General features: G+C 71.3%; 22 protein-coding genes. 12 read left to right on the forward strand and 10 right to left on the reverse strand.

Translation table 11 applies throughout. The annotated features are described in order from the left end of the window. Positions 1-14: 14 nt before the first annotated feature. A complete protein-coding gene (locus ACFSDF_RS10785; protein WP_167007420.1) occupies positions 15-917 on the reverse strand; it encodes an inositol monophosphatase family protein in 903 nt (300 codons plus the stop codon). Between the two features lie 56 nt (positions 918-973). On the opposite strand from ACFSDF_RS10785, the gene ACFSDF_RS10790 reads away from it, so the two are divergent. Next, positions 974-1,468, forward strand: a complete 495-nt coding sequence (locus tag ACFSDF_RS10790) for a DUF2231 domain-containing protein (RefSeq protein ID WP_167007422.1) — start codon at positions 974-976, stop codon at positions 1,466-1,468. A gap of 89 nt (positions 1,469-1,557) precedes the next feature. Here ACFSDF_RS10790 and rsgA read toward each other — a convergent pair whose 3' ends face one another. Genes rsgA through ACFSDF_RS10815 form a run of 5 tightly spaced genes read right to left on the reverse strand, consistent with a single transcriptional unit; the run spans position 1,558 to position 7,819 of the window. Beyond that, positions 1,558-2,550, reverse strand: a complete 993-nt coding sequence (gene rsgA, locus ACFSDF_RS10795) for a ribosome small subunit-dependent GTPase A (protein ID WP_167007424.1) — start codon at positions 2,548-2,550, stop codon at positions 1,558-1,560. After that, a complete protein-coding gene (gene aroA, locus ACFSDF_RS10800; RefSeq protein WP_167007426.1) occupies positions 2,547-3,818 on the reverse strand; it encodes a 3-phosphoshikimate 1-carboxyvinyltransferase in 1,272 nt (423 codons plus the stop codon). Before aroA ends, rsgA begins: the two co-directional genes overlap by 4 nt. A 44-nt stretch (positions 3,819-3,862) precedes the next feature. After that, on the reverse strand, positions 3,863-4,393 hold the full coding sequence (locus ACFSDF_RS10805) for a DoxX family protein (RefSeq protein WP_167007429.1): 531 nt from the start codon (positions 4,391-4,393) through the stop codon (positions 3,863-3,865). A gap of 29 nt (positions 4,394-4,422) precedes the next feature. Next, complete coding sequence (locus ACFSDF_RS10810) at positions 4,423-5,658, reverse strand: NAD(P)/FAD-dependent oxidoreductase (protein WP_167252021.1); 1,236 nt, start codon at positions 5,656-5,658, stop codon at positions 4,423-4,425. A gap of 49 nt (positions 5,659-5,707) precedes the next feature. Beyond that, on the reverse strand, positions 5,708-7,819 hold the full coding sequence (locus ACFSDF_RS10815; RefSeq protein ID WP_167007435.1) for a sigma-70 family RNA polymerase sigma factor: 2,112 nt from the start codon (positions 7,817-7,819) through the stop codon (positions 5,708-5,710). Between the two features lie 101 nt (positions 7,820-7,920). Here ACFSDF_RS10815 and ACFSDF_RS10820 point away from each other — a divergent pair, with 101 nt between their 5' ends. From ACFSDF_RS10820 to ACFSDF_RS10850, 7 genes are all read left to right on the forward strand, one after another. Then, positions 7,921-8,658, forward strand: a complete 738-nt coding sequence (locus ACFSDF_RS10820) for a hypothetical protein (protein WP_167007439.1) — start codon at positions 7,921-7,923, stop codon at positions 8,656-8,658. Positions 8,659-8,759: 101 nt separating this feature from the next. Continuing rightward, positions 8,760-9,548 (forward strand): SOS response-associated peptidase, encoded by a 789-nt coding sequence (locus ACFSDF_RS10825; RefSeq protein ID WP_167007441.1) that lies wholly within the window; start codon positions 8,760-8,762, stop codon positions 9,546-9,548. Further along, a complete protein-coding gene (locus ACFSDF_RS10830) occupies positions 9,548-10,204 on the forward strand; it encodes an alpha/beta hydrolase family protein (RefSeq protein ID WP_167007444.1) in 657 nt (218 codons plus the stop codon). The genes ACFSDF_RS10825 and ACFSDF_RS10830 overlap by 1 nt, the downstream gene beginning before the upstream one ends. Before the next feature lie 156 nt (positions 10,205-10,360). Then, the gene (locus ACFSDF_RS10835; protein WP_167007447.1) at positions 10,361-11,008 is read left to right on the forward strand and encodes a sigma-70 family RNA polymerase sigma factor; all 648 of its coding nucleotides are present in this window, start codon (positions 10,361-10,363) and stop codon (positions 11,006-11,008) included. Further along, complete coding sequence (gene rsrA, locus ACFSDF_RS10840; RefSeq protein ID WP_167007450.1) at positions 11,005-11,307, forward strand: mycothiol system anti-sigma-R factor; 303 nt, start codon at positions 11,005-11,007, stop codon at positions 11,305-11,307. Before ACFSDF_RS10835 ends, rsrA begins: the two co-directional genes overlap by 4 nt. After that, positions 11,304-11,690: a thioesterase family protein gene (locus ACFSDF_RS10845; RefSeq protein WP_167007453.1), complete on the forward strand. Its 387-nt coding sequence runs from the start codon at positions 11,304-11,306 to the stop codon at positions 11,688-11,690. The genes rsrA and ACFSDF_RS10845 overlap by 4 nt, the downstream gene beginning before the upstream one ends. After that, positions 11,687-12,196 carry a GNAT family N-acetyltransferase gene (locus tag ACFSDF_RS10850; RefSeq protein ID WP_167007457.1) on the forward strand — a complete coding sequence of 170 codons (510 nt, stop codon included), beginning with the start codon at positions 11,687-11,689 and terminating at the stop codon, positions 12,194-12,196. The genes ACFSDF_RS10845 and ACFSDF_RS10850 overlap by 4 nt, the downstream gene beginning before the upstream one ends. 170 nt (positions 12,197-12,366) lie before the next feature. On the opposite strand, the gene ACFSDF_RS10855 is transcribed toward ACFSDF_RS10850, so the two are convergent. The 3 genes from ACFSDF_RS10855 to ACFSDF_RS10865 all read right to left on the reverse strand — a co-directional run bounded on the left by ACFSDF_RS10855 (position 12,367) and on the right by ACFSDF_RS10865 (position 15,197). Then, a complete protein-coding gene (locus ACFSDF_RS10855; protein ID WP_369797015.1) occupies positions 12,367-12,441 on the reverse strand; it encodes a 50S ribosomal protein bL37 in 75 nt (24 codons plus the stop codon). A gap of 65 nt (positions 12,442-12,506) precedes the next feature. Then, complete coding sequence (locus ACFSDF_RS10860) at positions 12,507-14,201, reverse strand: acetolactate synthase (RefSeq protein WP_167007460.1); 1,695 nt, start codon at positions 14,199-14,201, stop codon at positions 12,507-12,509. Between the two features lie 69 nt (positions 14,202-14,270). Further along, a complete protein-coding gene (locus tag ACFSDF_RS10865; RefSeq protein ID WP_243843087.1) occupies positions 14,271-15,197 on the reverse strand; it encodes a DUF2785 domain-containing protein in 927 nt (308 codons plus the stop codon). Between the two features lie 101 nt (positions 15,198-15,298). Here ACFSDF_RS10865 and ACFSDF_RS10870 point away from each other — a divergent pair, with 101 nt between their 5' ends. Continuing rightward, positions 15,299-16,780: a sensor histidine kinase gene (locus tag ACFSDF_RS10870; protein ID WP_167007463.1), complete on the forward strand. Its 1,482-nt coding sequence runs from the start codon at positions 15,299-15,301 to the stop codon at positions 16,778-16,780. A gap of 85 nt (positions 16,781-16,865) precedes the next feature. Here ACFSDF_RS10870 and ACFSDF_RS10875 read toward each other — a convergent pair whose 3' ends face one another. Next, positions 16,866-17,117, reverse strand: a complete 252-nt coding sequence (locus tag ACFSDF_RS10875; protein WP_167007466.1) for a WhiB family transcriptional regulator — start codon at positions 17,115-17,117, stop codon at positions 16,866-16,868. Between the two features lie 249 nt (positions 17,118-17,366). Between ACFSDF_RS10875 and ACFSDF_RS10880 the strand changes: the two genes are divergently transcribed. The 3 genes from ACFSDF_RS10880 (at position 17,367) to ACFSDF_RS10890 (ending at position 20,158) form a co-directional block, all read left to right on the forward strand. Next, a complete protein-coding gene (locus ACFSDF_RS10880; RefSeq protein ID WP_167007469.1) occupies positions 17,367-17,771 on the forward strand; it encodes a hypothetical protein in 405 nt (134 codons plus the stop codon). 169 nt (positions 17,772-17,940) lie between these two features. After that, entirely contained in the window at positions 17,941-19,137 is a 1,197-nt protein-coding gene (locus ACFSDF_RS10885) for an NAD(P)-dependent malic enzyme (RefSeq protein WP_370465458.1), read from the forward strand. Positions 19,138-19,189: 52 nt separating this feature from the next. Continuing rightward, positions 19,190-20,158: a zinc-binding dehydrogenase gene (locus ACFSDF_RS10890; protein WP_167007472.1), complete on the forward strand. Its 969-nt coding sequence runs from the start codon at positions 19,190-19,192 to the stop codon at positions 20,156-20,158. Positions 20,159-20,191: the final 33 nt, after the last annotated feature.

Genomic DNA, 20,191 nt, shown 5'->3' on the forward strand with positions numbered 1-20,191 from the left:
GTCCGCGCGGTCGCTCAACCGTCCGAGCGACGGTGCGAGGCGAGGTCGGTGACGTTCGTGCGGACGGGCTCGGTCGGCGGGGTGCGCTCGTCCTCGGGCTCGTGCGGCTCGGTGTCGGGGAAGTAGCCGAGGTAGGCCATCGCCGCCTCATGGAGCAGCGAGTTGGTCGCGAGCGCGTTGCCGTGCCACGGGCCGGGCTGGCCGTTGAGCGCGGTGAACGTGCCGCCGGCCTCCCGCACGATCGGGTCGAGCGCGGCCATGTCCCACAGCGCGAGCTCAGGCTCGGCGGCGATGTCCACGGCGCCCTCGGCGAGCAGCATGTACGACCAGAAGTCGCCGTAGCCACGCGTGCGCCAGCAGCGCCGCGTCAGTGCGAGGAAGCTCTCGAGCTTGCCGATCTCCTCCCAGCCGCCGAGCGAGGCGTACGACAGCGACGCGTCGTCCATCCGGTCGACCTTGGAGACCTGGAGGCGTGTCGCGGACATCAGCGACTTGCCGGTGTAGGCGCCGCCGCCCTTCGACGCCCACCAGCGGCGCCCGAGCGCGGGTGCCGACACGCAGGACGCGACGACCTCGTCCTCGATGGCGATCGCGATCAGCGTCGCCCACACGGGCACGCCGCGCACGTAGTTGGAGGTGCCGTCGATCGGGTCGATGATCCAGCGGCGGGTGGCGTCCTCCACGGTGCCGACCTGCTCGCCGTTCTCCTCGCCGAGCACGATGTCGCGGGTGCGGGCGCTGCGCAGCGTGCGTCGGATCGTCCGCTCGACGGCCTGGTCAGCCTCGGTCACCCACGTCATGTCGGGCTTCGTCGAGACCTTGAGATCGCCGGCGCGGAACTTCTCCATCGAGATCGAGTCGGCGTTGTCGGCGAGCACGTGGCACAGCCGAAGATCGTCGTGGTGGGAGTGCGCCATGGCCCCACAGTAGAGGTTCGCGCCCCTACGATGGAGGCCGTCCACGAGGAGGGCTGATGTTCGACATCATCGACGGAGTTCCGCTGCACCCGTTGTTCCTGCACGTGCCGATCGTTCTCATCCCTCTGACGACGTTGCTGACCCTCGCGTTCCTCGTCCCACGGTGGCGCTGGGCGCTGCGGTGGCCGCTCGCGATCGTCGCCGTGGCCGCGGCAGCGGGGACGTACGCGACGGTGCAGTCCGGCGAGGAGCTCAAGGCGCGCATCGGTGCGTCCGGCGAGATTGGCGCGGCGATCGACCTGCACCAGACCTGGGGCGACAGGTTGCTCTACGCGGCGATCGTGCTCGCGGTGCTGGCCGTGATCGCGGCCATCGTCGTCACCCGTACGGCCGGGACCGCGGCGACCGTGGTCGCCGTCCTGCTGGCGGTCGCCGGCGTCACCGCCGGGTGGATCACGTACGAGACGGGCGACCGCGGCTCGCGAGCGGTCTGGTGCGCGACGACCGTGTCGTCCAACGGCGGGTCGCTCGAGGAGTGCCTCCGCACCTGACGGACGTACGACCCGACATCACGTCCCGACATCGCACCTCTGATATCGGGGTCCAATGTCGGGACGTGATGTCGGGTCGTACGTCAACGTCAGTCGGCGCTGTCGCGCGAGGCAAGGAGGCGGCGGAACGAGTCGACGCGCGCGGCGTCCAGCGTCCCAGCAGCGACTGCGTCGTCCAGTGCGCACTCAGGGTCGGCCTCCGTGTGCTGACAGCCGCGGGGGCAGTCGACTGCCGCGTCGGCGAGGTCCGGGAACGCCGCGAGCAGCCGCTCCACCGACACGTGCGCGAGCCCGAAGCTGCGGATGCCCGGCGTGTCCACGATCCACCCGCCGAACGGCAGCGCGAGCACACGCGTCGAGGTCGAGGTGTGGCGCCCACGACGGCTCACCTCGTTGATGACGCCGGTCGTCAGCTCCGCCTCGGGGACGAGCGCGTTGACCAGCGTGGACTTGCCCACGCCGGAGTGGCCGACGAGCACGCTCGTACGACCGCGCAGCCGCTCGCGCACCATCTCGAGGTCGCCGCCGCGCTCGGTGACGACGACGTCGACTTCCAGCGGCAGCAGGGACGCGACCAGAGGCGCGGGGTCGCCGATGTCGGCCTTGGTGAGGCACACCAGCGGCGTCATCCCGGCGTCGAACGCGGCGACGAGGCACCGGTCGATGAGACGCGGACGTGGGGGAGGGTCGGCGAGCGCGGCAACCACGACCATCTGGTCAGCGTTGGCGACGATCACCCGCTCGATCGGGTCGTTGTCGTCTGCCGTGCGTCGCAGCAGGGTCGTACGGTCCTCGACCTCGACGATCCGCGCCAGCGTGTCGGGCGTCCCGGAGGTGTCGCCGACGACGCGGACCCGGTCGCCCACGACGACGGCCTTGCGCCCGAGGGGGCGCGACTTCATCGCCGTCACCACGCGCTCGTCCTGGCCGACGAGCAGCGTGTAGCGGCCGCGGTCGATGCCCACGACCCAGCCGTCGTCGGCGTCGTCGTACGAGGGGCGCTCCTTGGTCCGGGGACGCGTATGGCGACGCGGACGATCGAACTGCTCGTGCGGCCGGTGGGCGTCGTAGCGCTGCGTCACGACGCGAACCGCTCCCAGACCTGCGCGAACCCCGGGTACGTCTTGGCGGTGGTCGCGACGTCGTGCACCTGGGTGTCCTTCACCGCGAGTCCGAGCACCGCCGCCGCGTGAGCCATGCGGTGGTCCGCGTACGTCTCCAGCGCCGCGCCGTGCAGCGGGCGGGGCGTGATCGCAAGTCCGTCGTCGAGCTGCTCGACCTCGCCGCCCATGCGGGTGATCTCGGTCGCAAGCGCGGCGAGCCGGTCGGTCTCGTGGCCGCGCAGGTGCGCGATGCCGGTGAGTCGCGAGGGGCCGTCGGCGAGCGTGGCCACGGCCGCGACGACGGGGGTCAGCTCGCCTTCGTCGCGCAGGTCGAGGGTGACTCCGCTCAGCCGTCGCGGTGCGGTCACGACGAAGTCGTCGTCGTCGAACGCCACCTCGGCGCCGAACGCGGTCGCGATCTCGCGCCACCGGTCACCCGCCTGGTCGGTCGTACGGGGCCAGTGCCGGACCCGCACACGCCCACCGGTCACCAGCGCTCCGGCGATGAATGCCCCTGCGTTGGACAGGTCGGGCTCGATCGCGGCGTCGTACGCGGCGACCGGCCCGGGCGCGACGCTCCAGCGGCCCGGGACGGAGTCGTCCACGTGCACCCCGCGGCGGCGCAGCTCGGTCAGGGTCATCGCGACGTGCGGCATCGAGGGGACGGGCGGCCCGTCGTGGTGGATGTCGACGCCCTCGTCGTACCGGGCGCCGGCCAGCAGGAGCGCCGACAGGAACTGGCTGGAAGCGGACGCGTCGACCGTGACCGCGCCACCGGCGACGTGACCGGCCCCGACGACGGTGAACGGCATCGTCGCCCGCCCGCCGTCGTCGACCTGCACACCGAGCGCGCGCAGGCTCGTGATCGTCGTCGCCATCGGACGTTCCCGAGCACGCTCGTCACCGTCGAACGTCACCGCGCCGTCGACGAGCGCGGCGACCGGCGGGACGAAGCGCATGACCGTCCCGGCCAGCCCGACGTCGACGGTCACCGCCTCGCGCGCGGCGCTGGTGAGCGGCTCGACCGTCCACACATCGCTGTCAGCAGTCACCGTGGCGCCGAGCGCGCGCAGGGCGTCTGCCATCAGGGCGGTGTCGCGCGACTCCAGGGGCCGCGACAGCCGTGACGGGCCGTCCGCGAGCGCCGACAGGATCAGCGCGCGGTTGGTCTGCGACTTCGACCCGGGCAACGCCACCGTGGCGTCGACGGGGTCGGTCCGGAACGGGGCGGCCCACAGCGTTGACATCGGTGCGAGCCTATCCGACCCCCACCGACCCGCGACCCATCTGCTCAGTGGTGCTGCAGCGTCCGCTTCACCTGGTGGGCGGTGTCGTGCAGCGACTCCTGCACCGACTCGCTCGCCTCCACGACCTTGTCCTTCGCGCGCCGGGGCAGAATCTTCTTGTGGGGGTCGGGATCGAGCGTCGCCATCAGCAGGCCGCCGAGGATCGAGGCGTTCTTGACGAACTGTTTGCGGTGGCCGGCGGCCGCCTCGGGCTCGGTCTCCTTCCAGAACGGGTGGCCGATCACGGTGGTCGGTGCGAGGGTGCCGGCCAGAACGAGGGCCGACAGCCGCGGGAAGCGGCCCAGCGCGAGCGCTGTCCCAAAGGTCACCTGAACGGCCGCATTGATCCGCACCAACGTCACGGGGTCGGTCGGCAGGCGGGTGCCGGGTGCGACCGATTCGGCGAGCGCGGCGAGCCTGTCGGAGACGGGCTTGACTTTGACGGCGAGCGCAGGGGAGTTGCGGAGGGCGTTCACCCCACCGGACACGAACATCGAGGCGAGCATCGGACGGGCGGCGGTACGCAGGAGGGTCATGGCTCTTTACTACCCCGGCGCGGGCACCGCTACACCCCGACGGCGTCGAGCGGCACCGACGGGTCCGCGAGCCGGGCGGCGTCCACGCGCCTGCCGACCAGTGCCTCGAGCGGCGCGATGCCGGAGTCCCAGAGGTTCGCGTGCATCGCCGCCTCGACCACCCCGTCGCGCAGCCAGAACGCCTGGAACGCGAGCTCGCCGGTGGCGTCGGTGTCTCCTCGCAGCACGACCTCGGTCTGCGTGACGTCGGGGACGTGCCCCACGTACTCCATGCCGAGGTCGTACTGGTCGGTGTAGAAGAACGGCAGCTTGTCGAAGACGACGTCCTGGCCGAGCATCGCGCGGGCCGCGACGGGCCCGGAGTCGTTGGCCATCGCCCAGTGCTCGACGCGGACCCGGCGGCCCAGCGCCGGGTTGTCGACTGCAGCGATGTCACCGGCTGCCCAGATGGACGGGTCGGAGGTACGCAGGCTCGCATCCGTGTCGACGCCGTTCTCGCCGCGCAGGCCGCTGGCGAGGATCCAGTCGACCTGCGGCGCAGCGCCGATTCCGACCACGACCGCAGTGGCCGGGAGCACGTCGCCCTCGCTGGTGACCACGGAGGACACGGCTGCGCCGTCGCCCCTGATCTCGGCAATGCCCGTACCGAGGCGAAGGTCGACGCCGTGGTGGCGGTGCAGGTCGGCGAAGATCGTGGCGACCTCGTCACCGAGCACGCGTTGCAGCGGCAACGACGCCGTCTCGAGCACCGTGACGGCGACGCCGTGGCTGCGGGCGGCCGCGGCGATCTCGAGACCGATCCACCCGGCGCCGACGATGACCAGAGGACCGCCGGCGTCGAGCACAGCCTTGATCCGCTCGGCCTCGGGCATGTCCCGCAGGTACAGCACGCCGTCGAGGTCCGCTCCGGGGATGTCGAGCCGACGCGGCCATGAGCCCGTCGCGAGCGCGAGCCTGTCGTACGACAGCGTGCTGCCGTCCTCGAGGTCGAGCGCATGGTCCGCGGGACGCAACCCGGTCACCATCGTCTCGGTACGGACGTCGATGTCATGGTCGGCCCACCACGTCGCGTCGTGCAGGTAGGCGGCGGTCTCCGGCTCGGTCCCGAGCATGTAGCCCTTTGACAGGACCGGGCGCTCGTACGGAGGACGGTCCTCGACCGTCACCAGGACGACGTCGCCGGCGAACCCCTCCTCCCGCAGCGTCTCGGCCACTCGGCCGCCAGCCAGTCCGCCGCCCACGACGACATAGGTCTCTTCACTCATGCCCAGACCGTAGGCCGTTCCCGCGTAGATCGCCAGGGTGCTCCGGACGTCAGCTCGCTGGACCGCTCTCGAGGCCGACGGAGAAGGTGAAGCGCTGGTTGCGGTCGAGGTCGTCGTCGCCGATGCGGGGCGCGGTGAGCAGCGGGCCACCGACGCTCGCCACCGTCGCGTCGAGCACCTGACCTGGTCGCGCTCTGGCCGCGACCTGCTGAGCCGTGTCGTCGGTGGGGTCGAGGTCCCACTCCTGGCGTGCGTCGCCGGCCGCGCACTCGGTCATCGTGACGGTCGAGATCAGCGGCGTGGCCGCGGACGCGAGGCACGACCCGGTGAAGGGTCCAGAGACGGCCTTCAGGCCGACCCAGCCGTCAGCCTTGAGCCCGTCCCAGACCCGCCACGACGTCCCGGAGGAGCAGTCGGCCGTCAGGCGCACGGTCGCGGCGCCCGGGCGACCACGGACGTCGAGACAGCGGATGCCGAACCCGATCGGGCGTACGGAGAGCTGCCCCGTGCTCGGCAGGGTCAACGGGCCGATGGTCGCCGTCTCGGATCGGCCGCCACGTCCGACCGCGACGACCTCGTACAGGACCCGGCCGCCGTTCGGCGCGTCGACGTCGACGTACGACAGTGCGGTGAGCGGCTCGGGGCCGGAGATCAGCTCACCAGTGATGGCGGCGGCCAGTGAGAAGCGGCCGGCCCCGGCGCCGGTGTCAGCCGCACGGTAGACCTCGTAGCCGGTCGCGCGGGGGACCTCGTCCCAGCGCAGGGTGACCCCGTCGGACTCATCGCTGAGCGCGACGCCGGTCGGCGGCGACGGGGGATCCTCGGTCGGTGTGGGCTCGGTGGGCGTCGGCTCGGTCGGCTCCGGCGCGGTGGGAGTCGGCTCGGTCGGCTCCGGCGCGGTGGGAGTCGGCTCGTTCGGCGCCGGGTCCTCGCCGTCGCGCGGGCCGTCCGGCGTCTCGTCGGGAGCGGGCTCGTCGGGATCGGGCAGAGCCGTGTCGGGCTCATCGGTGCCGGGGTCCGTGACGGGGATGCTCGGGGCCGTCGGCAGCGGCCCGGGCAGGGTCAGACCCGGCGGAATCACGCCTGTGGGATCCGCGGGGTCGGCGGGAGCCGGCCGCGGAGCGGGAGTGCCACCTGTCGAGGGGGCAGGGAGCTGCTGCTGCGGGCCGTCGGAGGCCTCGTCGGACGTCGGTCCGGTCTGCATGTCCAGCGTCATCGCCAGGAGCGTGCCGGCCACGGCGGCGCCGATGATGCCGACGGTGACGCCGGCGGCGGCGATGCCGTGCGACGGAGCGGCCATCACCCAGTCGCGGGCGCGTCCGACCGCCGTGCCTGCGGTGCTGCCGCTCGCTGCCGTGCCCGCTGCGGTCTCGCCGCGGGTCGCCGCGACGTAGCCGGAGCCGGCGGCGCCGAGCAGGATCGGGGCGAGCAGGCCGCGCAGTCCCGAGTTGACCTCGACCAGCTCGAGATAGACGGCCGTGCACCGAGGGCACTCTTCGAGGTGCTCGCGGACCCGGGTGGTCTCGCGCTTGCCGAGGCCCTGGCGCACGTACGCGCCGAGGCGCTCGGTGGTCCAGCGGCACTGCTCCTCGGCGGTGTCGGCGAGGTGGAGCTGGAGATACGACTGACGCAGACCCTCGCGCGCCCGGTAGGCGAGCGCCGAGACCCCGTTGGCGGTCATGCCGAGCATCGGCGCGATGTCGGCAGGCTTGGCGCCCTCGACGTCGAGGTGCCACAGCACGAGCTGCCAGCGCTCGGGGAGCGAGGCGAATGCCCGGGCCGCCGCTGAGTTCTCGAAGGCGGCGACGGCCGTGTCGTCGAACTCGACACCCCCGTCGTACTTCTCGAGGTCGTCGGTGGGCTGGACCCGCCGCTCGGCGCGGATCCGGTCGACGTGCAGGCGGCGGATCGCCGTCAGGAGGTATGCGCGGAACGCCACGTCGGGGCCCGCTCCCGCGCGGAGCTGACCGAGGACCTTGATGAACGCCTCAGAGACCAGGTCGTCGCCGTCGGGGCCCGGGACCAGCTGAGCGGCCATCCTGCGTGCCGCGTCGCGGTGACGCTCGAAGAGCGCCCCGTACGCGTCGTTGTCTCCCGCGCGGACCGCCGAGATCAGCTCAGCGTCGCTCGGGACCGTGGGGTCGGCAGGAATGTCGGTCATTTCGCCTCCCACCGTAGGCGAGAACGCGTGGCCAAGGGCAGTCCGGAGAAAAAGATTGTCGAACCGGCGTCATGGTTCGTGGCGACCGTCGTCTCACCACCATGAAGCACAACGAGACAGCCTCCACCTCGGCGTACCGGGTTTCGACCGAGACGTTGTTCTTGGTCCCGATGCGCCACCTGGACGCGCTGCGCGACGTGCTTCGTCGAGGAGGGGACCCCGAAGGTGCTGCCGTCGAGCTGGGGACGGCGGCGGCGGCCGAGGGGATCGGGTGGAGCGAGCTGTTGCGCGACGTCGAAGACGTGAGCCGCAGCGTCTCGGGCTCGCTCCCACCGTACGAGATGGTCCGCGCGATGAGCATCGCGTGGACCGAGACCGCCCTCCAAGACGCGTACGCGATGTCGTGCGAGGACCCTCTGACCGGTCTGACGACGCCCGAGCACCTGCGAACCCGGCTCGACGATGCCTATCGCCTCGCCGAGCGCAACGGTGCGGCTGCCTCGGACCAGTGGGCCTTCGTGGTCGTCGAGCTGACGTCCACCGGGGGCCCCGAGATCGGACTGCTGCGATCGCTGTCGATGATCGCCGTGTCGGACCTCCTGAGGACCTGCTTCGACGGCGACGAGACCATCGCACGGCTCGGCGAGCGCCGCGCCGTGGCGCTGGTCCGCCGGTCGGACGCGACACGTGGGTACACGGCTCTGCGCGATCTCATCGCGCAGTCGCCCGACGTCCCTTCGACCCGGGTGTGGGTCGAGGGTGTCCCGGCGAGCTCGCAGGCAGCGAGCCGCCTGCTCGGTGAGCTCGGTCGCGGTTCTTCCGCGGACGAGCTCGGCTGACCGCACCGGCGTCCGCTCGCTCTCGGGTCGAGCGGACGTCGGTGCGTGACGCGTCAACAGGCGTCCTGCCCCGTGGCGGGCCGATGTGGAACGCTGGTCCCATGTGCGGCCGCTACGCCACCACCCGATCCACCGCCGACCTGAGCGCCGAGTTCGAGGCCGAGCCCGCCGAGGACCTGCCTGACCTGCGCCCCGACTACAATGTCGCGCCGACCAAGGTCGTGCCGCTGATCCTCGAACGACGTTCGTCAGAGGACCCCGACACCACACACCGGCTGGTCAAGGCCCTGACCTGGGGACTGGTCCCGAGCTGGGCCAAGGACCGCGCGATCGGCAACCGCCTCATCAACGCGCGCTCGGAGACGCTCGGCGAGAAGCCGTCGTTCCGCGCCGCGTTCGCCAAGCGGCGCGCGCTCGTGCCCGCCGACGGGTTCTACGAGTGGTACGAGACCGACCGGCTCAATGCCAAGGGCAAGCCGATCAAGCAGCCGTACTTCATCCACGCCCCCGACGGTGGCACCCTCGCGATGGCCGGCCTGTACGAGATCTGGCACGACAAGTCGCGTCCTGAGGACGACGAGGCCTCGTGGCTGTGGACCTTCACGATCATCACGACCACGGCGACCGACGAGCTCGGCCGCATCCACGACCGGGCGCCGATGCTCGTCCCCCACGACCAGTGGACGACGTGGCTCGACCCCGAGATGGACGACAAGGACCGGCTCGGAGAGCTCCTCGTCCCTGCGGCGCCTGGTGCGCTCGAGGCGTACCCCGTGTCCACGTCCGTCAACAACGTCCGCAACAACGGCCCCGAGCTGATGGAGCCGATCGCAGCCGACGGGGAGCCGGAGCCCGACGACGGGGGACAGCCCCGCCTCGGTGACCTCTGATGACGACGCTGTCCGAGGCCACGTACGACACCCCGTACGGGCCGGGTCGGATCGTGGCGCGACGTTCGGACCGCCCGTGGGCCGTGCTGGTCCTCACGCACGGCGCCGGCGGCGGGATCGAGAGCCACGACCTGGAGGTCCTCACCGCGGGCCTCCCGAAGCTGGGCGTCGGTGTCGTGCGGATCGAGATGCCGTGGCGGACCGCCGGCAAGCGCATCGCTTCTGCACCGAGCGTCCTCGATGCGTCCTTCACGTCGCTGGTCGACCACCTGCGGCCGCGGGTGCCGTTGTTCATCGGCGGGCGCAGCGCCGGTGCGCGGGTGGCCTGCCGGCGCGGGCGCGCGCTCGGTGCGGTCGGCGTCGTCGCGCTGGCGTTCCCCCTGCACCCGCCAGGCAGGCCCGAGCGCAGCCGCGCGGACGAGCTTCTCGGCGCCGGGGTCCCGACGCTCGTCGTCCAGGGCGAGCGGGACACCTTCGGCACCCCCGCGGAGTTTCCCCTCGGCACGTCGATGGTCGTGCTCCCCGGGGCCGACCACTCGCTCAAGGTCGCCAAGCGGGCAGAGCCCGACCAGGCAGCCGTCGACGCGCTGCTCGTCGAGGGCGTGCACGAGTTCCTCCATCATCGCGTCGGTCGCTCGGGCACTGCCGGGGAATGACGTTCCGCCGGACTGCGTTGACACCTGTCGTGCCGCCATCCGCGCGGCCTGGCAGCAACCGGAGGAGGATGCGTGCTCGCGACCCTGACTCGCCCCGCTGACACCGGCCCCGTCGAGCCGGACCGGACCGTGGCTCCGGAGGTAGGCTGGGCGGTGATGACCGAACCCACCGAAGCCCCTGTCGCGGCCGACTCCGAGGAGTCGACCGAGCGGGTCGAGGCGAGCGAGACCCCGGAGGAGCGCACCGCGCGCTTCGAGCGTGACGCGCTGCCGTTCCTCGACCAGCTCTACTCCGCTGCGCTGCGCATGACGCGCAGCCCGCACGATGCCGAGGACCTCGTCCAGGAGACGTTCGCCAAGGCGTACCAGTCGTTCCACCAGTTCCGGCCCGGCACCAACCTCAAGGCCTGGCTCTACCGGATCCTCACCAACACCTACATCAACTCGTACCGCAAGAAGCAGCGCCAGCCGCAGCAGCAGATGACGGACGAGATCGAGGACTGGCAGCTCGCCCGCTCCGCTGCGCACACCTCGAGCGGCCTCAAGTCCGCCGAGATGGAGGCGCTGGAGCACCTCCCTGACAGTGACGTCAAGCAGGCGCTGCAGCAGCTGCCCGAGGACTTCCGGTACGCGGTCTACCTGGCCGACGTCGAAGGCTTCCCGTACAAGGAGATCGCCGAGATCATGGAGACCCCCATCGGCACCGTGATGTCGCGGCTCCACCGTGGACGCAAGCAGCTGCGCGAGCTGCTCACCGACTACGCCCGCGAACGCGGCATGGTTTCGGCAGGTGACAAGGCATGAGTGACGAGATCAACCTCGGGCCGGACTGCCAGAGTGCCCTCGAGAACCTCTACCTCTTCCTCGACCACGAGATGGCCGAGGGCGACTGGGACGCGGTCCACGCCCACATCGCCGACTGCGCGCCGTGCCTCACGCAGTTCGACGTGGAGCGCATCGTCAAGGAGCTCGTGGCGCGCTCGTGCCGCGAGAAGGCTCCGGAGGTCCTCCGCGCGAAGGTCCTGACCTCGATCCGGACCACGGTCACCTACACCCGTACCGACGTCGTCGGCACCGACGCCCGCGGCGAGATGGACGCGTGAGCGGGCTCGAGAAGGGCCTGACCGCGTCGCTCACCAAGCATGTCACCGAGGCTGACACTGCGCGCGCCGTCGGCAGCGGCTCGCTCGAGGTGCTCGGGACGCCGCGGGTGCTCGCCTGGTGCGAGGAGGCGACGTGCGAGGCCCTCGCGCCCGTCCTCGAGGCCGGCGCCACCTCCGTCGGCACGCGCGTACGCCTCGACCACCTCGCCGCGAGCCCGGTGGGCTCCGTCGTCGCGGTCGTGGCGACCGTGAAGGCCGTCGACGGACGCATGGTGACGTTCGAGGTCGTCGTGACCGACGCGGACGGCCGGATGCTCGCCGAGGGCGAGGTGCGCCGGGTCGTCGTCGACGTCGACCGGTTCCTCGCCCGCGTCGGCGCATGAAGACGGTCCTGGTCCGTCCGGCCGCACCCGCCGAGCACGCGCTGGCGGGTGAGATCGTCGTGGCCGCCTACAGCGCCGAGGGGTACCTCGTCCGCGCCGACGGCTCGTACGACGTGGACTACGCGGCGAAGCTCGCTGACGTCGCGCATCGCGCGGAGGACTCGGACGTCCTCGTCGCCGAGCTCGACGGCGAGGTCGTCGGCACCTTCACGTGGTGCGGCCCCGGCTCGTCGATGCGTGAGCTCGCGACGCGCGACGACCAGGGGGAGTTCCGGATGCTCGGCGTCCGGCCGGACGCCGCGGGGCGCGGCGTCGCGTCCGCGATGGTGCGCTGGTGCCTCGAGCGCGCGGCCGTCGACGGCCTTCGGGAGATCGTGATCAGTTCGCTGCCCGAGATGGTGCCCGCGCACCAGGTGTACGAGCGGCACGGCTTCGTCCGTCACCCGGACCTCGACTGGTCTCCCGTGCCCGGCACCGAGCTGGTCGCCTTCACGCGCTCCGTCTGACCGCCTTCACTCTCCGTGGGGCCCCACGGAGACGTGCTGCCCCACCGGAAGCTTTCAGTGGGGCAGCGACTTTCGGTGGGGCCCCACGGAAAGTGGCGACGGCTGATCGGCGAAGCGCGCAGACAAAAAGAGCCTCGTACCGGTCTGGTACGAGGCTCTTTGGGTGCTGCTCAAGCGTTGGGACGCTTGCCGTGGTTCGCGCCCTTCTTGCGACGCGCCCGGCGCTTGCGGCCAGTCTTGCCCATGGGTCCTCCTCGAAAATGTGCTCGTTCCATGGTCGCATGCGTGGGCAACTGCCCCGTACGCGACCTCAGACGCCGGTGGTGCTGCGCGGGTACTGCGCGTTGACGTCCGTCATCACGTTGACGAGGTAGGGGATGCCCGAGGCGAACGCGCGGTCGAGAGCGGGGCCGATGTCTTTCGGGTCGGTCACGGTCTCGCCGCCGCCCCCGAGGGCGGTGACGACCTGGTCGTACCGCGTGTGGGGGGCGAGGTCGGCGGCCACGTCGTAGCCGTACAGGAATTGCATCGGTGCCTTCTCGAGGCCCCAGGCGGAGTTGTTGCCGACGACCATGACGACCGGCAGGTTGTGGCGGACGAGCGTGTCGACGTCGATGAGCGACATGCCCGCTGCCCCGTCGCCGAACAGCACGACGACCTGGCTGTCGGGCCGTGCGATCCGCGCCGCCATCGCCGCGCCGAGACCCGCACCCAGGCACCCGTACGGGCCGGGGTCGAGCCAGCAGCCGGGGCGCGCCGGCTCGAGGAACTTGCCGGCGAACGAGACGAAGTCGCCGCCGTCACCGATCACGACGGCGTCGTCGGCGAGGCGGGGGATGAGCTCGCCGTAGATCCGTGCGGGGTGGATCGGGTCGGCCTCGGCTCCGAGCAGTGCGGCGTCACGGGTGGCAGCCGCCGCGACCGCTTCGCGCAGCTGCTGGGTCCAGTCGGTCCACGACGGGCGGGAGCCGGACGTCGAGAGCAGCGCGTGCAGGACCTGGTCGAAGCACGTCGTGAGGTCACCGGCCAGCGACGCCGCGAGGTCGGCACGGGACGAGACCTGGCTCGGGCTGTCGGCGACGTGCACGACCTTCGCGTGCGGGGCACCGTCCTTGCCGCCGAAGACGCCGTAGCCGAGTCGGAAGTCGAGCGGGGTGCCGACGACCACGACGAGGTCGGCCTTGCCGAGCGCCTGCGAGCGGGCCTTGGTGACGAGCAGCGGGTGGCCGCCGGGGATCACACCGCGGCCCATGCCGTTGGCGATCGCGGGGATCCCCGACTCGTCGACGAAGCGCAGCGCCGCCTGCTCGGCGCGATCGGCCCACACGTCGGTGCCGAGGACGAGCACGGGACGCTGGGCCTCTGCGAGGAGCCGGGCGACCTGGGCGACCTGGTCACCGTCGGGCTCGAGCGCGTCGGGCAGCACGCCGTAGGCGGCGCCGGTGGCCGTCGTCCGGCTGAAGAGCTGGTCCATCGGCACGTCGAGGAACGTCGGCCCACGGTGCGAGGAGCCGGCCAGCGCGAACGCGTGGTCAACCATCGGCCCGACCTCGTCGACCGTCGGTGCCGTGCCGGCCCACTTGGAGACCGTGGAGATGATCGGCGGGTGGTCGAGCTCCTGGAGACTCCCCATGCCCCACGTGTGAGTGGCCGCGCGGCCACCGATCGTCACGAGCGGCGAGCCTGCGAAGTGCGCCTGCGCGATCGGGCTCACGCCGTTGGTGATGCCCGGGCCCGCGGTGAGGACGGCCAGGCCCGGCGTACGGCTGAGCTTGCCGGTGGCCTCTGCGGCGAAGACCGCCGAAGGCTCGTGGCGGACGTCGACGATGCGCATCGGCGTCTCGGCCTTGACGGCGGCGTCGTACAGCGGGAAGACGTGCGCACCCGAGAGCGTGAACATGGTCTCGACGCCGTGGGCCTTCGCGGCATCGACGGCGTGGTCACCGCCGTGTCCCTCGCGGCCCTCGGGAGCGGCATCGGTGGCAGTGGGGGTCTCTGCGGTCATGTGACCCAGGTTACCCAGCGGTAGGTGACCCGTACAGAGGAACCTGGACACCCGCCCAGTCGGAACGGGTCAGCGCGACGACGGGACGGGACGCCGGACGTTCGGGGTGGTGAACAGCCAGGGGCTCTCCGCGCGGATCTGCTCGATCGCCGCGAGGAGGAGGTCGGCGCGGTGCGGCGAGGGCCCCGCGAAGAGCGTGTCGTCGCCTGCCACCCCCGAGCGTCCCTTCACGCCGAGTGCCAGCTGGAGGTGGAGCGCACGCAGGAAGCGCGAGGTGTTGTAAGCGGTGGGGGACGGCCACTGGCCAGAGGACTTGCCCCGGGTCCGAGGGCGCCGCGTCCCCGCTCCCAGGCGGGCGATCCAGGGCTCGACGACGTTGGGCGCGACCGCGTCGCGGTGCAGCACCGCCATCGCGGCGTACGCGAGCCGGTCGTCCTCACCGTGGTAGAGCACGTGGTCGGTCGGGGCGAGGAGCCGGTCGGCGATGACGTCGAGCAGCACCATCAGCTCGAGCTTGTCGAAGTGGGGGGAGCGGGCCAGCGCGCCGAGGAGATCGGCCCCGTTGGCGACCGCGTGCGCCCAGCCCACGTCCGGGATCCAGCCGCGGAGGTCCTTCTCGCGGATCAGCCAGGACGTCGCCTGGTCGCCCCAGCCCATCACGGTCCCGGCGGGAAGCAGCTGCATCTCGTTGTCGCGCGTGACGATCTCGGTGAGCACGAGCGCGGTGTACGAGCGTCGGAGCACGGTGAGGTCTCCGGAGTTGCCGAGGCCGTTGCTCAGACCGGTGACGACCCCGTTGCCGAATCCGCGCAGCAGGGTGTCGTACTCGCCGGAGTGAATCCACGTGGCGAGCAGCGGGAAGGCGATGCCGTCGCGCTGCTCCGGATCGGGGCTCGCGAGCATGTCGATGAGCTCGAGCGTCAGGTCGTTGAGCGACCGATCGCTCGGCACCTGCATCCCGGCGCCGATCACGGACTGCCAGTACGACTCGGACACGGGCCTATGGTCGCACGTACCACGTCCGCAGGGAGACCCACCCCACACCCTTTTCCGCCGGGGCGTGCTGGAGGGCGATCCGGGCTGGATACGCTGGCCGCGTGCCCTCCCTCGACGACGTCGCCAGTCACCAGACGAGCCTGTCGCGCGAGGACATGGAGTGGCTCCACCAGCTCGTCGCCGACTGGCAGATCCTGGCCGACCTCTCGTTCGCCGATCTCGTGCTCTGGCTGCCCGACGCCGAGGGCAAGGGCTTCTGGGCCGGCGCGCAGATGCGCCCGACGACGGGCGTGACGGCACACCTCGACGACATCGTCGGCGACTTCGTCCCGCGCAACCGCCGCCCGACGATCGACGCGGCGTTCCGCGAGGGTCGTGTGGTGCGCGAGGGCGACCCGGAGTGGCGCGACGACATCCCCGTACGCCTCGAGACGATCCCCGTACGCCGTGACGGCGCGGTGATCGCGGTGATCGCACGCAGCACCAACCTCCTGGGCGTCCGTACGCCGAGCCGCCTCGAGCTGTCGTACCTGGCGATGGCCGACGACCTCACCGAGATGATCAGCGAGGGCGATTTCCCGCTTCCCGGCGAGCAGTCCGACCTGTCGCACTCGCCGCGCGTCGGTGACGGTCTGGTCCGAACCGACGCCGACGGCAGGGTCACGTACGCCAGCCCGAACGGCGTCTCGGCGTTCCGGCGGCTCGGCGTGACCGGCGACCTCGAGGGCACCGATCTCCCTGAGGTCACGCGCGCGCTCATCGCCGCGCCCCACCGCCCGACCGACCAGGCGATGCAGCCGGCGCTCACCGGTCGTACGGGGTCGCAGGCGGAGCTGGAGAACGGCGACGCCTCGCTCAGCATGCGGGCGATCCCGCTGCGTTCGTCGGGCAAGCCGTCAGGCGCGCTCGTGCTCCTGCGCGACGTCACCGAGCTGCGCCGACGCGAGCGCGAGCTGATGAGCAAGGAGGCGACGATCCGGGAGATCCACCACCGGGTCAAGAACAACCTCCAGACCGTGCAGGCCCTCCTGCGCCTGCAGGCCCGCCGGATGGACACCGGCGCCGGCCGCGAGGCGCTAGAAGAGGCCGTACGCCGGATCGGCTCGATCGCCGTGGTCCACGAGACGCTCAGCCAGGCCTTCGATGAGATGGTGCAGTTCGACGAGGTCGCGGACCGGCTCCGCACGATGGTTGCCGAGGTGGCGTCGCCGGCGCGCAGCGTGAGCACCGAGCGGATCGGCTCGTTCGGCGAGCTGCCCGCCGAGGTCGCGACGCCGCTCGCGATGGTGCTGACCGAGCTCATCCAGAACGCCGCCGAGCACGCGTTTGGCGAGGAGGAGAGCGGGCACGTCGTGCTGGAGGTCCGGCGTCGTGACGACCGCCTGGAGCTAGCGGTGCTTGACGACGGTGTGGGGCTGCCGAGCGGGTTCGACCCGCGCGCGACGACGAGCCTGGGGGTCTCGATCGTCGCGACGCTCGTCGAGTCCGAGCTCGGGGGGACGCTGGCCTTCGGGCCCCGTCACCCGGCAACCGGGGGCGGCGGCACGCGGGTGCGCATCGAGGTCCCGCTGGAGCGTCGGTGACGCCTTGAGGGACGGGCAGGACGTACGAAGGTCCCGCCCCCGCGATGCGGAGACGGGACCTGGGTGTGCGTCGTTGCGAGACCGCTCAGGCGGTGCGGATGCGGGCGCGGGCGGTGCGGCGCTTGAGTGCGCGGCGCTCGTCCTCGCTCATTCCGCCCCAGACACCGTGGTCCTGTCCGGACTCCAGAGCCCACGTGAGACACTGGTCACGGACGTCGCAGCGGCGGCACACCATCTTCGCTTCCTCGACCTGAGAGATCGCCGGTCCCGTGCTCCCGATCGGGAAGAACAGTTCCGGGTCCTCGTCGAGGCAGGCAGCGTGGTGACGCCAGTCCATGGCGAAACATCCTTTCATCTGGTCGCTGAGGGGGGTGCGACCTTCGGCAGTTGTGAATCTCTTCACGAGCATGGGCGGAGGCATACGGATCCCGTACCGTTGAGGTGGGACTCGAACGTTCCGATCTGCCGCCCGTCGCCTGGAATCACAGCGATCTCTCGCCCATGAATCAGCGCCACACAGCAGACTATGATCGTCGCAAGAAACGCTGGTTAACACAAGGGCAATACGCCGGAAGGAGCCTGTTTCGTGGGTCACACCGCACCTGCGCCGACACTCAGGATCAAGGTAGCGGTGGTCATCGTCGCCGTCGAGGCCCTCGCCCTGATCGCCTTCGGCGTCCTCGATCTCCTGGACCTGCACGCCGACCGGGTGGTGCTCGCGATCGGGACGTCGCTGTTCTTCTTCGGGTACGCCGGCCTCCAGCTGGTCGCGGCACGCGCGCTGTGGCACCTAGCAGGGTGGGGGCGCGGCGCACTGGCGTTCACCCAGCTCATCCAACTCGGCCTCGCGTGGAACCTTCGCGAGGCCAACCCGCCCGTGGCGCTCGTCTTCGCGATCGCGGCCGGCGCGGTGATGTGGTGCATGTTCTCGCGGTCGACGCACCGGCTGTTCTCCGAGCTCGACGCGCAGGCGCGGGCCTCGCAGCAGTAGCCCGTGTGGTTGAATAGCCTGCGGGTCACCCCCTCTTGTGCGCTCCCGCGGCCAGACCGGCCGTGTGTGGGGCTCCGGTCACCGGTCCCGTTCTCGATCGGTACGCAGACGACGTCGCTCCACGCGACCGTTCGTCCCGTTCACCCTTTCGCTCAACAGTGAGGTTCTCGTGGTTGCCGAGTCAGTCGACCGTGTCCCGTTCTCGTCGCAGTTCGCGGGGGACCCGGTATTCGACGTACACCGCGGCGGCAAGATGCAGATCGCCAGCACCGCACCGCTGCGCGACGCCGACGACCTCTCCCTGTCGTACACGCCTGGTGTCGCCCGCGTCTGCGAGGCGATCGCCGCCGACCCGTCGGTCGCCGACGACTACACCTGGGTCCCTAACACGGTCGCCGTGATCACCGACGGCTCGGCCGTCCTCGGGCTCGGCGACATCGGTCCGACGGCGTCGCTGCCGGTGATGGAGGGCAAGGCGGTCCTGTTCAAGCAGTTCGGTGGCGTCGACGCGATCCCGCTGGCGCTGGACGTCCGTGACCCCGACACTTTCGTCGACACCGTCGCGCACCTCGCGCCGAGCTTTGGGGGCATCAACCTCGAGGACATCGCCGCGCCGCGCTGCTTCGAGATCGAGCGCGCGCTGCAGGCGCGCGTCGACATCCCGGTGTTCCACGACGACCAGCACGGGACGGCGATCGTCACGCTGGCCGCGCTGCTCAACGCGCTGGCGCTGACGGGCCGGTCGGTCGAGGACACCAAGGTCGTCATCTCCGGCGCAGGTGCGGCCGGGGTCGCCATCGCCCGCATCCTGCAGGCGAGCGGCATCCGCAAGCTTGCCGTCGTGGACCGTGGTGGCGTGATCCACCCGTCCCGTGCGGACCTCACGCCGATCAAGGCCGAGCTCGCGTACGAGACCAGCGAGTGGGGTCGTACGGGCCAGCTCTCCGACGCGCTCGTCGGCGCCGACGTGTTCATCGGCGTGTCCGGCGGCACGGTGGGGGAGTCGGCGGTCGAGCGGATGGCCGACGACGCGATCGTGTTCGCGCTGGCCAACCCGACGCCCGAGGTGCACCCCGACATCGCGCGCCGCCACGCCAGGGTGGTGGCGACCGGGCGGTCCGACTACCCCAACCAGATCAACAATGTGCTGGCGTTCCCCGGCCTTTTCCGCGGCGCGCTCGACGTGCGGGCGTCGCGGGTGACCGAGGGCATGAAGGTCGCCGCCGCACGGGCCCTGTCGGACCTGGTGGGCGACCGGCTCAGCGAGTCGTACGTCATCCCGTCGCCGTTCGACGAGCGGGTCGCGCCGGCGGTGGCGGGGGCGGTGATGGCGGCAGCGCGTCGCGACGGTGTCGCGCGTCGGTAGGGCGACGGTGTCGCGCGTCGGTAGACCGACGACCCGTGGATAGGGTGCGGTCATGTTTGCCGTGTACGCCGAATCCTTCAGCAACGACGACCCGCTCTCCGGCTTGGTTGTGGGCGAGCGCCCCGACCCTGAGGTTCCTGAGGGCTGGACGACCGTCACCGTCAAGGCTGCCTCGCTGAACCACCACGACATCTGGTCCCTGAGGGGGGTCGGCCTTCGTGAGGAGCAGCTTCCGATGATCCTGGGCTGCGACGCGGCCGGGCTAGACGTGGACGGCAACGAGGTCGTCGTCCACGCGGTGATCAGCGACCCGTCGTGGACCGGTGACGAGACCCACGACCCGAAGCGCTCGCTGCTCTCGGAGCGCTACCAGGGCACATTTGCGGACAAGGTCGTCGTCCCCAGGCGCAACGTCGTCCCCAAGCCGGCGGGTCTCTCGTTCGAGGAGGCGGCCTGCCTGCCGACGGCATGGCTCACCGCGTACCGGATGCTGTTCACGCAGTCGGGTCTCAAGCCGGGCGACTCGGTCCTCGTCCAGGGCGCCGGAGGTGGCGTCGCGACGGCGCTCATCACCCTGGCACGGGCCGCGGGCATCCGCGTGTACGCGACGAGCCGTGACGAGGCGAAGCGCTCGCGTGCGCTGGAGATCGGCGCCAACGAGGTCTTCGAGTCGGGTGCGCGGCTGCCCGCCCGCGTCGACGCCGTGATGGAGACCGTCGGTGCGGCGACCTGGTCGCACTCGGTCAAGTCACTCAAGCCGGGCGGCACGATCGTCATCGCCGGCGCCACCTCCGGCAACAACCCGTCGCAGGCCGAGCTGACCCGCATCTTCTTTCTCCAGCTGCGCATCCAGGGCTCCACGATGGGCACGCGCACGGAGCTGGCTCAGCTGGTCGAGTTCCTCGACGTGACCGGCGCCCGCCCGCTCATCGATCACGTGATCCCGATGACGCAGGCCCGTGAGGGCTTCGCGGCGGTCGCCGCAGGCGACGTGTTCGGCAAGATCGTCCTCACCCGCTGACACCCGCTGACGCGGAAGGCCCGCCGCGCCGGG

This window comes from Mumia zhuanghuii, assembly GCF_042681565.1.
GTDB lineage: Bacteria > Actinomycetota > Actinomycetes > Propionibacteriales > Nocardioidaceae > Mumia.